This is a genomic window from Anaerostipes sp. PC18, from assembly GCF_039789045.1.
GTDB lineage: Bacteria > Bacillota > Clostridia > Lachnospirales > Lachnospiraceae > Anaerostipes > Anaerostipes hominis.
In genome coordinates, this window is record NZ_CP121164.1 from 2,422,388 (window position 1) to 2,435,098 (window position 12,711).

General features: G+C 46.3%; 15 protein-coding genes. 1 reads left to right on the forward strand and 14 read right to left on the reverse strand.

From position 1 onward, the window contains the following. Positions 1–11: 11 nt before the first annotated feature. From P8F77_RS13215 to P8F77_RS13240, 6 genes are all read right to left on the reverse strand, one after another. The gene (locus P8F77_RS13215; protein ID WP_024726855.1) at positions 12–1,367 is read right to left on the reverse strand and encodes a PTS transporter subunit IIC; all 1,356 of its coding nucleotides are present in this window, start codon (positions 1,365–1,367) and stop codon (positions 12–14) included. Positions 1,368–1,408: 41 nt separating this feature from the next. Beyond that, the gene (gene gatB / locus P8F77_RS13220) at positions 1,409–1,684 is read right to left on the reverse strand and encodes a PTS galactitol transporter subunit IIB (RefSeq protein WP_024726854.1); all 276 of its coding nucleotides are present in this window, start codon (positions 1,682–1,684) and stop codon (positions 1,409–1,411) included. After that, positions 1,681–2,145 carry a PTS sugar transporter subunit IIA gene (locus tag P8F77_RS13225; RefSeq protein ID WP_024726853.1) on the reverse strand — a complete coding sequence of 155 codons (465 nt, stop codon included), beginning with the start codon at positions 2,143–2,145 and terminating at the stop codon, positions 1,681–1,683. The genes gatB and P8F77_RS13225 overlap by 4 nt, the downstream gene beginning before the upstream one ends. A gap of 4 nt (positions 2,146–2,149) precedes the next feature. Then, the gene (locus tag P8F77_RS13230; protein WP_148459641.1) at positions 2,150–4,240 is read right to left on the reverse strand and encodes a BglG family transcription antiterminator; all 2,091 of its coding nucleotides are present in this window, start codon (positions 4,238–4,240) and stop codon (positions 2,150–2,152) included. A 143-nt stretch (positions 4,241–4,383) separates the two neighbouring features. Continuing rightward, positions 4,384–5,082: an HAD family hydrolase gene (locus tag P8F77_RS13235; RefSeq protein ID WP_270430287.1), complete on the reverse strand. Its 699-nt coding sequence runs from the start codon at positions 5,080–5,082 to the stop codon at positions 4,384–4,386. A gap of 124 nt (positions 5,083–5,206) precedes the next feature. Beyond that, positions 5,207–5,476: a hypothetical protein gene (locus P8F77_RS13240; protein ID WP_330625550.1), complete on the reverse strand. Its 270-nt coding sequence runs from the start codon at positions 5,474–5,476 to the stop codon at positions 5,207–5,209. A 124-nt stretch (positions 5,477–5,600) separates the two neighbouring features. On the opposite strand from P8F77_RS13240, the gene P8F77_RS13245 reads away from it, so the two are divergent. Next, positions 5,601–6,521 (forward strand): TIGR01212 family radical SAM protein, encoded by a 921-nt coding sequence (locus P8F77_RS13245; protein WP_287517322.1) that lies wholly within the window; start codon positions 5,601–5,603, stop codon positions 6,519–6,521. A gap of 121 nt (positions 6,522–6,642) precedes the next feature. Here P8F77_RS13245 and P8F77_RS13250 read toward each other — a convergent pair whose 3' ends face one another. From P8F77_RS13250 to P8F77_RS13285, 8 genes are all read right to left on the reverse strand, one after another. Continuing rightward, positions 6,643–6,822 (reverse strand): hypothetical protein, encoded by a 180-nt coding sequence (locus P8F77_RS13250; protein WP_024726849.1) that lies wholly within the window; start codon positions 6,820–6,822, stop codon positions 6,643–6,645. A gap of 61 nt (positions 6,823–6,883) precedes the next feature. Continuing rightward, complete coding sequence (locus P8F77_RS13255; protein WP_024726848.1) at positions 6,884–7,678, reverse strand: HAD-IIA family hydrolase; 795 nt, start codon at positions 7,676–7,678, stop codon at positions 6,884–6,886. Positions 7,679–7,690: 12 nt separating this feature from the next. Further along, on the reverse strand, positions 7,691–8,875 hold the full coding sequence (locus P8F77_RS13260; protein WP_270430284.1) for a sn-glycerol-1-phosphate dehydrogenase: 1,185 nt from the start codon (positions 8,873–8,875) through the stop codon (positions 7,691–7,693). 174 nt (positions 8,876–9,049) lie between these two features. Next, complete coding sequence (locus P8F77_RS13265; protein WP_024726846.1) at positions 9,050–9,430, reverse strand: PTS glucitol/sorbitol transporter subunit IIA; 381 nt, start codon at positions 9,428–9,430, stop codon at positions 9,050–9,052. Positions 9,431–9,442: 12 nt separating this feature from the next. After that, a complete protein-coding gene (locus P8F77_RS13270) occupies positions 9,443–10,621 on the reverse strand; it encodes a sn-glycerol-1-phosphate dehydrogenase (protein WP_148459644.1) in 1,179 nt (392 codons plus the stop codon). A 15-nt stretch (positions 10,622–10,636) separates the two neighbouring features. Continuing rightward, entirely contained in the window at positions 10,637–11,086 is a 450-nt protein-coding gene (gene rpiB / locus P8F77_RS13275) for a ribose 5-phosphate isomerase B (RefSeq protein WP_024726844.1), read from the reverse strand. 95 nt (positions 11,087–11,181) lie between these two features. Then, entirely contained in the window at positions 11,182–12,165 is a 984-nt protein-coding gene (locus P8F77_RS13280) for a PTS glucitol/sorbitol transporter subunit IIB (RefSeq protein WP_024726843.1), read from the reverse strand. After that, on the reverse strand, positions 12,158–12,709 hold the full coding sequence (locus P8F77_RS13285; protein WP_024726842.1) for a PTS glucitol/sorbitol transporter subunit IIC: 552 nt from the start codon (positions 12,707–12,709) through the stop codon (positions 12,158–12,160). Before P8F77_RS13285 ends, P8F77_RS13280 begins: the two co-directional genes overlap by 8 nt. Positions 12,710–12,711: the final 2 nt, after the last annotated feature.

The following is a 12,711-nucleotide window of genomic DNA, read 5'->3' on the forward strand; positions in this document are numbered from 1 at the left end:
TTTCTGATGTTTTACTTCTCTTCTTTTAATGCGGCCGCTCTGGCCTTGGATGTCCTTACAGTGAATACGAGACAGATTGCGTAGATCACGGCGATTACAGCTAGCCCTGCAAGGTTTTCCCTCGTAAAGATCTGTGTGAACATATAGGTGATTGGTGACCCGCCCTGGTCGAGTGCGGCAATTCTGGATGCTCCGTTTGTCAGGTTAACGGACTTAGCAAGTGCCGTAGTCCACGGAATTGCCTGATTGGCGATCCAGATGGTCACATACATAATCACGGAGCCTGAGATCAGCGTGCGGAACAGATTTCCCTTATGGACAGCCACAGCGATGGCAATAAAGAACCCGATCGTCGCCAGATCACCGAATGGAAGAATGATGTTTCCCGGCACGATTACTGCGATCAAGATTGTCAGCGGGATAAAAATCAGCCCTGCGGTTACTACCTGGGAATCCCCTAAAAGGATCGCCGGATCAAGTCCGATGTAAAATTCTCCGTCCCCGGAACGTTTGGTGAGAATTTCTTTCATTCTCTCTGAGATCGGCATGAGGCCTTCCATGATACATTTTGTGATTTTCGGCATAAGTACCATGACTGCGGACATCTTGATGCCCAGCTGAAGTGCGGCCTGAAAATTATAGCCTGCCAGCGCACCTACTAAAGTTCCGAGGAGTCCTCCGATGACGATAGGTTCTCCGAGCACACCTACTTTTTCCTGTAGTTTATCGGCAGTAATGCTGATCTTGTTCAGTCCTGGTATCTTTTCGATAATGGCGTCGATCGTACAGGCAAACGGTGCCAGGTAGGCGGATGTTCCGTGGGGAACTGTAAGGCCTTCCAGTTCAAAATAGTCTTCCATCAGCGGAGCATACAGATCACCGAATTTGTATGTAAAAATTGCATGGACCACTACGCCTGCAATCCCGATGGCAAAGTTTCCTGTCACTGCATAGGCAATCGCCCCGGTAAATGTCATGTGCCAGATGTTCCAAATATCAATATTTACGGTTTTGGTAAGCTTGAGTATAAGCATCACCACATTTACAAGAATTGCTACTGGGATCGCAACGGTTGCGATGCCGGATGCCCATGTAATCGGCGACATCCCCGGCCACCCTACGTCTACCACACTCATGTGGAGCCCAAAAGTCTCTGACATGGCCTTTGCCGCAGGCCCCAGATTTGCATTCATCATATCGACGATAAGTCCCAGCCCTACAAATCCAACACCTACCATAAGTCCGGCACGGATGGCCTTTCCTACTTTCACTCCTACAATAATACTCAGTATAGCGATGACGAGAGGCAGCATAACGGATGCACCCAAGCCAATGATGTAATTAATCGCGTCTCCAAAAATACCCATAGTTTTTCTCCTTTACCTCCTTGGTGTTTCCCACGTGTCTGTTATTTCAGTACTTCCAAAATCTTTTCTTTTGTCTTGTCTGCGCCGATCCCTGAGATAAACGGCATCCCTGTAATCAGCGGCACACCGTAATCCCGTTTTACCTTTGAGGTCGTCACGATCAGATCGGCCGGAAGATTGGACTCGATCTCTGAGATTCTTACCTGCGCGATTTCCACATCAATTCCATTTTCCTTCGCCAGATCCACCACTGCATTTGCCGCTACTGTGGATGTTGCCACTGCTCCTCCGCATGCTACGATAACTTTCTTTTTCATAATGAATTCTCCTTTTCTTTGATGATATTTATAATTTCTTCCGGGTTCTGCGCGCTGCTTAGTTTTTCTACTACATGAAGGTCCTGCAGAATCCCTAAAATTGCCTGCAATAACTCGAGATGCCCTTTCTCATCCACGGCCAGCATGAAGACGACCCTTACATTTACGGTCTCATCGTCCGTTCCCATCTGTACGAAGGTGACCGGCTTCTTTGTGGTAGCGATGACGATGCCCTTTTTCAGGACATGGCTCACATCCGTATGGGGAATGGCAACTCCCACCCCTCCCATGTCAACGCCTGTGGGGAAATCTTTCTCTCTCAGCTTTAATGCCTCTACATAGCTGTCCTTACAGTAGCCCAGAGAGACTAATTTTCCTCCCGCCTGCTCAAAAATGTCTGCACTGTCTTTGGCATCAATCTGAGGCAGTATCAATTCCTTGTTTAAATGTTCCCAAACCATGTTGTCACTCCTTTATTCTCTGTTCATAAGTTTTAATAATTGCCGCTGTCTCCCGGGGACTTTCGGCATTCCACAGCTCTTCCTTAAATCTTTCATTGGTCAGCATATTAACCAGGTGGAAAAAGGCTTTGATGTGCTTTTTGTGGTCCACGGTGCTCAGGCAGCAGAAAAATCTCACTTCTTCCCGGTCACCGTCCTCGTCCTCAATGATCACCGGCCTGTTAAGACGGATCATATTCATCCCAACTTTCCGGCTGCCCAGCTCAAATCCCTCGTGGGGCAGTGCAAATCCCTTGGAAATAACGATGTAGCTGCCGTTTTCCAGTACATTTTCTATCATGGCGTCCACATACCGATTTTCGATATACCCTTTTAAAAGCAGCGGTTCTGCCGATTTTCTGATGGCATCCTTCCAGTCTCTGCACTCGATATTAAGCTGAATATTCTCTTCTCTCAACAATTCACACAAAAACGGCTCCCGCTCCTCATCAAAGGACTCCTCGAAATACTCATAGATCTTCATGGACACTTCCCTGAACAGTTCCGGATCTCTGATCACCGGCCGCAGCAAAGCGGAAAGTTCATCTGGATTTCTTTCTTTTTCGGGCAGCTTCTTTTGGCGAACCCTGTTCTTTTTCTGGAGAAGCTCGATCTTTTTATTAACCCTCAGATAATCTTCGTCAGAAAACATCGGTGTCACAAGCACATATTCTCCCTCATAAGCCTTTAAGGGAATCGTGGACACGATCATGTCAATGTCTTCATAATGGCTTTTTCTTAGATCATGGGCAGAGACAACATCGATGATGTGAAAATCAAAGCGGTTTCTCATTTTTGCCAGAAGGAGCTGCGATGTCCCCACTCCGCCGTTGCAGACAATGACAACTCGGAAATCAATTTCCTTTTTCTTTCTCCGCTCCAGAGCGGCGCTGATGTGAATCACAATGTAATCGGCCTCGATCGCCTGGATCTTTCTTCCCACAAACCGTTCCAGCATCTCAATGTTGTTCTTAACCGCATGCAGGGCTTCCTGATTTTGTTCTACGATCTGTCTGAGAAAATCGTCTCTCTGAGTGATATTAAACTCTTTCGTAAAAATGGATTCCAGATGGTTTACAAGATTTTCATAAAACACAAAATCCCGGTTAAGGTCCACCTGAAGCTCATTGGATATCTGCTCAATGAATTTCCTTGTGACCAACTGGAGGCCGATGATTCTCTGGTTCCTGCTGTCCTTTTTTATGTAGCTTAAGCTGTCCAGAATATCGCTTAACAGTTCCTTTTCCCCCTGGCTCTCAGGAAGTTCCCAGTACTGGCACACATACCTCAAAATATCCTCTGCCATCTCGTACTTGCTCTTCTTTACCTCCAGAGACTCGGTGATCTGATGCCCCTGCTTAACTCTCTGGATCAGTATGGTCAGATACGAGAGCAGATAGTTGAAAGATGCGTCGGTTAAAAACCTCCCGTGTGTGTGCTCCTGTTCATTAATGATTTTCTGCAGGTTCTGTTTGTCTTCTTTTTTCAGCCTGTGGCTGATATTCAGTCCTCTGATAAAGCTCTGGACCACAGAACCTGCGGCCTGAAAAGATCCGTCCTGGTTCAGAAGTTTTAACAGGCATGCCCGCTTATCACTCTCCTTTCCGTGAAGGGCAAGCCCTTTGTTGGAATGGGATTCCACAGTGAGATGTTCCTTTAAAAGCATCTGCTTGACACTCTCTAAATCGTTGATGATTGTGGCCCTGCTCACATACAAAAGTTCTGCCATGTTTGATAAAGTCGTATAGCCCGAAGCTTCGATCAGGATCGCCGCGATCAGCGGCTTTCTCTCTTCTTTGGAAAGCCGGTATGTGTAAAAATCATTCTGATTAAACAGGCCTGCCGCCAGTTCAATGTCATCCTCCACAAGAAGTGTCCCGTTGCTCCCCAGTTTTACTGAAGAAAGCTCATGTTGTTCCAAGAAGTCATTGACATCATTGATGTCATTTCTTATAGTGCGCTCCGACACCTGGAATTTCTCTGCCAGTTCACTGATACGGAATGTCTTCTCCAAATCTATGAGTCCCAGCAAAATCTCCCTTGATCTCTTGTTCATTTTTATCCCTCCGTTGCTGTGTCTTTACTATATCACCGTCCCCTTTCAAAAAACAGTCAAAAGGATTTCGGACATTTTTGCAAAAAAATAGACAGGTCTAAAACTTTTCCATACGTTTTGAAAAGTTTTAGACCTGTCTTATCTCACAGAAGCTTTTGCAGCAGCTGGTACAGCTCCTTTTCCGAGCAGACACAGTGATCCGGACGTATTTTGGATACCGGATATGTATGATTCCTCCGGTTCATCCATATGCAATGAAGCCCGGCGTTTTTTGCTCCCTCTACATCATTCCGGAAGGAATCCCCGACATACCAGACCGAGGCGTCCCGAAGCTTCATCTTATCACATGCATACCAAAAAATCTTCTCAGCAGGCTTTGCAGTTCCCACATCTCCGGACACGAAGATTGTATCGTCCAAAAACCACTTTCTGAGGCCCAGCGTCTCTATTTTCTCCCACTGGTGTCCGGACGGTCCGTTTGTGATCACCCCTATGGGAACCCTATCCCGGCAGAATGTCAGGACCTCTTTCATAACCTCCGAAACCGCAATCTGTTTTTGATATCCGGCGTATAAATGCTGGAATTGAAGTGCGGATTCATCTGGGATTCTTATATCAAACTCTTTCAGTGCCCTCCGAATTCTGTAAATATACATCTCATCCATTGTCATCTTCCCGCTTTGGGAATGTTCAAAAGCCTCATCACTGTACTTTCTGCTCAGCACAAACAGCTGCTCCATATCAACTTCATATGTTTCGCCGAACAACTGATAGAAGGCTCTTTTAAAAGGCTCCCGCTGATCATACAATGTATCGTCAACATCAAATAAAACCGCATCCATATTTCTATTCTTCCTTTCCCTGTCGTCTAGGATGATTATAACCGACATTTCACGAGAAAAAAAGACAGAACACGAAAGATTTTACTCATAATGCAGGGCTTCCGCCGGTTTTAAATTTGCCGCCTTATTCGCAGGATATAATCCGAAAATAATCCCCACTGCAGCCGAAAATATAAGAAATATCATTCAAATGACCGGAGATATGCTTAAGGATGTATCTACAAATGCATTTCCCACAGTAAGGATCTTCACCTTTTGCCTTTCTTGTCAAAACCAATCTCCCCGAAAATACGCCCACTGCCACAAACAAAGCCAATAAAACGGCCGTCAGCTTCTTGTGTTTTTTTATTTTTCCCGGTATCATAACCATGATATCCTTTAGTTTTTTCTTCATTAATATTAGCCTCCCCATCCTTCTTTTAGATATTTCCATTTTATAGGACGAATTGGAAAGGCTTAGGATCAATGTGTGAACAAACTATGGAAATATACCACATAGCAGAAAGGAACCACATTTAATGGATTGGGATGGAAAACGCTATTACTCTTTTGATTCTTATTTAAAACAGTCCTTTGGCGAAAAAATATATAAAATTTCTTTAAACGGAGGCTTCACATGTCCGAACCGGGACGGCACCCTTGGAAACAGAGGCTGTATTTTCTGCAGCGAAGGAGGCTCCGGAGATTTTGCGCCCGACGCTGTTCTCCCCATTGATAAACAGATCAAAGAAAGTATCCGCCTGATTAGCAAAAAGACGGATGCCCATAAATATATTGCCTATTTTCAGGCGTTTACAAACACCTATGCTCCTTATGAAAAACTGCACTCTCTTTTTCATGAGGCTATCCTGCAGGAAGAAATTGTAGGACTTGCCATCGGCACCCGCCCGGACTGCCTTCCTCAGGACGTGCTTGAACTGCTCGATGAACTAAATCAGATAAAGCCAGTCTTCGTGGAACTTGGACTCCAGACCATCCATGAGAAAACTGCACAATTCATCCGAAGAGGCTATCCTCTTTCCTGTTTTCAACAGGCATTAAAAGCACTGCATGATCTAGGGATCAATGTTGTAGTCCACCTGATTCTCGGACTGCCTGGAGAAACAGAAGAGATGATGCTTCAGTCTGTCCGGTATTTAAATCAGCTTCCGATAAACGGGGTCAAACTCTCCCTTCTCCACGTGCTGAAACACACCGATCTCGGCGCTCTGTATGAGAAACATCCATTCCCTGTCTATGAACTTGATGACTACGTTGATTTCGTCATCCGCTGTATTGAGGAACTACGAGGAGATATTGTTATCCACCGCCTAACAGGGGACGGTCCCAGGGACCTGCTGATTGCTCCACTCTGGACGCTCAACAAAAGAAAAGTGTTGAATGAGATTTCCCGGCGCATGAAGGAGACGGACAGCCGTCAGGGAAAACGTTTCGTCTGAGAAAATTTAAATCATACCCGCAGGGCACACCGTATTTTATACCCTTCGGGTGGACGCGCTTCGCGCGATAAGGTATACGTAAAAATACCCTTTCGGAATCACGTCTCCGAAAGGGTATTGATTATTTATGGTGCTTTTTGTCCGGCTCAGGTTTCTTTTGTCTGCCTTCATAAGTGTTGTTGTCACACGTATTGTTATTGCCAATCTCCACTCCTTTTTTAATCGGAGCGATCAGAAAACCGATGACTACGCCGAGCCAGAGCCAGAATCCGCCGAAGAAAAATGCTTCTCTTTTTGTCATAATGAATTCCTCCTTTGATTGTCTCCATTATAACATCCGGCCTGAACGAAATCAATGAAGGCTAAAGAATCTCCGTGATATCCTCCAATGAATCCACGATCACATCCGGCTTCACATCACTTTTCTCTACATCCTCCAGCGTACTCTCTCCCGAAAGCACCAGGATTGAAGTCACAGGGCTTCCGTCCGCCACTGCAATATCCGTGTACAGCCGATCGCCTACGATAGCGATCTCTTCCGGACGGTACCCTGACTGCTCCACAAAATAATTCAGGGTATGTTTTGAAGGTTTCCCAAAGAATTCAGGGAAACGTCCCGTGGATGCCTCCACCAGTTTCGCCATGGAACCGCAGTCCGGTATGAAATTTCCGCCTTCCATCGGACAGTTCCAGTCCGGATTAATGCCATAGTATGTACATCCATTACGCACATAATGACAGGCTTTAGAAATCTTCTCATAAGTAAGTGTCGTATCAAAACCAAGGATGACGATGTCCGGATCTTCGTCCACCAGCGGCATGTCAAAGGCTTCAAACTCTTTTAGAAGAGAAGGTGTCCCTACCACATAGAGGGTTTCCCCCGGATGGTTCTTTTTTAAGTACTGGATCATCACATGACTGGAAATCATCATCTGCTCCGGTGTGATGGAAATTCCCATTCCCGAAAGTTTATCTATGTAGGCCTGCTGGCTCTTGGAAGAATTATTCGTAAAGAAATAATACTCCCTCCCTGTGTCTTCCACTTTCTTTAAAAAGTCCTGTGTGAATGGAAACAAGTCATTTCCAAGATAGATGGTCCCGTCCATGTCGAGGACAAAACATTTAATATCTTTCACTGCCTGAATATTTTGCTTCATCTGTCATTCTCCTTAATCTTCATCATAAAAGCGATGTGTGATCTTCTCCGCGATCTCCTGCATCTTTCCTTTTTCCACTGCCAGGTCTAAGACGCTGTACCGGTCTCTGACTTTATATCCGTCAAGCAGGCTCTGGTAAAACAGATCTCTGTCGATTCCGATTTCTTTCGGAGAAACCGGCGCACCTACGGTCTTTAAAAGCCCTTCCGCATATTCTCTGGTCGGTGCCAGCTTCTTCGCCGCCTCCGGAATTTCGTCTCCCATAATCTCGAAAATTTCCGCAATGATCGGTGTGGCGATGCCGACTTTGATTCCGTGGAGCTCCGGATACTTTTTCCTTGCGATGAACTCCATCTCCCAGTAATGGCTCAGCATATGCTCTGCTCCGGATGCCGGACGGGATACGCCGATCAGTCCCATGGCCACTCCGGTAAGCGTCAGCGCCTCGATCAGATAGAGAACCGCTTCATCATCCCTGTTTGCAAGTGCCTCTGCACTTCCGGTTACTTTATCAAGGGCTTTCTGAACGAGGGTCACACAAGTCTCACAGCAGTATTCCCCGGTCATCTCCCTGGACAAATACCAGTCTGCAAGAGCGGTAAGTTTTCCTATCACATCCCCGAACCCGGCGCGAATCATATGCATTGGCGCCTGCTTCATGATATCCGTATCCCCGAGGATGCCGTAGGGAAGGGTTGCAATGAAGGAAATCTTCTTTCCTCCCAGGATCAGAGGGGCTCCGTCTGATGCATAGCCATCCATAGAAGGTGCGGTGCAGACAATGATGTATGGAATCTTTGTCCTGGCTGACATATATTTTACCATATCATTCAAAGTTCCGGAACCTGCCGCGATCAAAACATCCGTCTCAGGCTCCAGGTTTAAGAACATCGTTCCAACAGCATGCTCAGCCGGGATTAAAATATCTTCCCCTGAATCCAGGACCACACTTTTCACCTGAAATCCTGCATCCTTCAACAGTTTCTCTGCGGTCTCTCCCGCCGCTTTGTATGTATTGTTGTCGCTCAGCATGTAGACTTTCTTTGCACCAAGGCCCTTTACCATTTCCGGCAGTTCTTTTATTACTCCCTGACCCATCACCAACTTGTCGATATCCAGAGTATGATGCCTTCCGCAGCTGCAGTCAAAACTTGCTTTTGCCATTTCATTCATAGAATAGTTTAAGATCTCATCCATTTTGCTTCCTCCCGAATCTTAATTTTCAAATAAGATTACCACCTGCAATATAAATAATACCACTGGTAATATACCTTCATTTTACTTCCATTCTATGATAAAATCCATACCTTATTTTGAACATTTGTATAAATGCTTTTAAAACCGCTATTATACATACATTTGTATAAATTCTTATATGAATTCGATTGTATTTCCCGGTGCGAAATCTGCGGATGTCAAAGGCTCCTCACCTTTTACCGCCTCCACCATAATACATCCCGGGCGCTCTGCTTCCGGACCGCCTTTAAAGCTTACCGTGCAGTGTCCGAGTCCCCTGAGAGTTTCATTTGCTTCAGTACCCACTGCCGTCACTTCAAATCCTTTTTCATTGATCAGCATCATATCTCCCGGCTCAATATTTGCTCTCAGCTCCTCAATCGTATGCAGCACACAGAGATCCTCAAATGCAGGGGGCGCATTATCATTAAACAGAATAATAAAATTTGAATCAGGGTCTCCTAAAAATGTCAGCGAGTCTTTCCCCAGCTTCTGAATTCTTGTAAAATATTTCATTTCATCTCTCCCTTACTGATAAATACGATTGGTTATTTTTTCTGCAATTTCTTCAAGTTTTTCCGTTTGCAGGGCCAGTTCCAGAATACTGTACCGATTTCTTACCTTGTATCCCTCCAAAATGCTGTTATAAAACAGTTCTCTGTCAATTCCGATATCCGTCGGATACACCGGCGCCCCCACTGTTTTTAAGAGTCCCTCCACATATTCTCTGGAAGGCGCCAGCTTCATGGCTTCTTTTGGCACCTCATCCTTCATCAGCTCAAATATTTCTGCAATAACAGGCGTTGCAATGCCTACCTTGATGCCGTGCAGTTCCGGGAACTTTCCCTTCGCGATAAAGTCCATCTCCCAGTAATGACTGAGCATATGCTCTGCACCGGAAGCCGGGCGGGATACACCGATCAGTCCCATGGCCACCCCTGTGAGGGTCAACGCTTCGATCAGGTAAAGGACCGCGTCATCGTCCCTCTTTGCCAGGGCTTCTGCGCTGCCTGTGACTTTGTCCAGTGCTCTCTGCACAAGAGTCACACAGGTCTCACAGCAGTATTCGCCGACTTTTTCTTTTGCCAGATACCAGTCGGCAAGGGCGGTCAGTTTGCCCAGCACATCGCCGAATCCGGCATGGATCATATGCATTGGCGCCTGCTTCATGATATCTGTGTCTCCGATGACGCCGTAAGGAAGTGTGGCGACAAAAGATATTTTCTTTCCCTCCAGGATCAGCGGTGCCCCGTCGGCGACATATCCGTCCATGGAAGGAGCCGTACAGACGATCACATATGGAATCTTTGTTCTCGCAGACATATATTTTGCCATATCATTGATCGTCCCTGAGCCAACCGCAACGATCACCGCCGTATCCGGTTCCAGGTTCAGAAACATCGTTCCCACGGCCTGTTCATTGGGAATCAAAATATCATCCCCGGAATCCAGCATCACGTTTTTTACAAGATAATCCTCGCCTTCCAGAATTGAAAGCACCCGGTCTCCTGCTGCCTTAAATGTGTGATTATCACTGAGCATGTAAACCTTTTTGCCGGAAAACGGCTCCAGTACTTTTGTGAGTTCCTTAAGAACCCCCTGCCCCATGATGATATGCCTGATATCCAGTGTATGATGTCTGCCGCAGCTGCAGTCAAAATCTGCGCCTGCCATTTCGTTCATAGAATAATTTAAAACTTCATCCATATGCTCTCCTCCTGTCTATTTGCTGAATTGTTTCTCGTAGTAAGTGATCCTCTCGACCTTTTCGGTAGACGGCCCATCTTTAAATTCAAGTCCCATCCAAATATCCAAAAGATATAAAGCCAGCTGAGGTGCGATCACCCTGGCTCCCATGCACATCACATTTCCGTCATTGCTCAGAATGGAGCGCTCTGTGGAGAACGGATCGTGGCAGACAGCCGCCCGGATTCCCGGCACCTTATTTGCCGTCATAGCCATACCGATGCCGGTGCCGCACACGAGAATCCCCCTGTCGCACTCACCGCTGGTCACTTTTTCACAGGTCTTTACCGCAACATCCGGATACAATGCGGTTTCTCCGGCTTCCACTCCATTGTCCACACAGGTATGACCCGTCTCCTCCAATCTCTTTTTGATTGCCTCTTTTAACTCATAGGCTGCTTCGTCACATCCAATTGAAATCTTCATATACTTCTGCCTCCTTTGATTTTATGTCTTCATTTTACCTTTTTATTTACGCAAAGTCTATATTTAATATTGAAATTATGTATAAATATTATTTTCTATGAATGATACAGTCCAAAGCTTGCAGCGAACGCAATGATAACTGCCAACGGCCCTGTAATGACACGGGAATACAGGACGGACGGAACACCCAGTTCTATGGTCTCTGACTCACACTCCGCAAGACTCAGCCCTACCGGGATGAAATCACATCCTACCTGGGCATTGATCGCAAAAAGTGCCGGCAGTGCATATTGGGCCGGTATCTTGCCCATAGCGATCTGTGATCCCAGAAGAGTTCCCACGACCTGTGCGATAACGGCTCCGGGGCCGAGCACCGGTGACAAAAACGGCATAGCACAAATAAGAGATATGATCAGCATTCCGGGGAGCGTGGCACACAGCGGCGAAATTGTCTTGGCAATGACGTTCCCGAGTCCCGTAGCTGTGATGATTCCAAGGATCGTACTGGTAAATGCCATAAACGGAAGGATATTTTTTACTACCATTTCAATAGTCTCACGTCCTGCTGCAAAAAACTTTCCGACAACCTGCCCTACTCCGATGCCGAGCCTCGTGATCAGTCCCGGCCGCTCAGCCGTCTGTTCCTGTTTCATATCCCGGCTGCTGTCTTTTTCTTCTTCCGGCGCTTTTTTCTCGGTGGCAGCTTCACCGTCGGCATAAGACAGACAGCTTTCGTTAACAGCAGATACGTATATATCCGGAGTAATATATTTTGCCAGAGGCCCTGACTGTCCAACAGGATTTAAATTAACGGTAAAAATTCCCTTCTGCGGATAAATTCCGCACCGTAACGTTCCTCCGCAGTCGACGATAGCGACCAGGATTTCTTCATCCGGTACATTATTCTTGTGACCGTCGACTGCTTCCCCGCCGGTCATCTCCGCCAGCTTTGCGGCCAGCGGATGAATTCCTCCTATCGCTGTCATACAAAGAATCTTATTGCATGTTTCTGTTGCCTGCACTACAAGCGGTCCCCCGTATCCTCCGGAACCTGCGACGATTTTTACTGGCTTATTCATGGACAGCTACCTCCTTATTTCCCATCTTCTGATATTTATTGCTGAGCATCAGATAAATTCTTTCTGTCACCATGCCGCGGATAAAAATAACTACAAGTCCCACGAGAAAATAGCGGACTGCCAGATCACCCAGCGGCAGGCTCAGCTTTTGGATACCTGCTGCAATCCCCATGTATACGAACAGCTCACCGGCATTGGCATTGGGAAAGAACCCCAGCACTGGGTGACAGAAGCTGATCGCCGCGTCAAAAAAAGGAACCTTATACTTCTCTTCTACGAATCTGCCAAAAGTATATGCCATCGGGTTGCCGACACAGATCATTGCGATGACAGGTAGAAATAAATACCGGCACAGCCTGTTTCCGGTGATCCTCATACAAAATTTTTCTACCCTGTCTTCTCCGATCAGTTTTATAATCGCGTTGACTGCTGTCATCAGACATACTACCGTTGGAATAATCGTGGTCACCCATCCCAAAAACGTCTGTCCTCCTGTGGAAAACAGCTTCATGAATCCATTCGCCAAATTAGATATAACCTGCATAT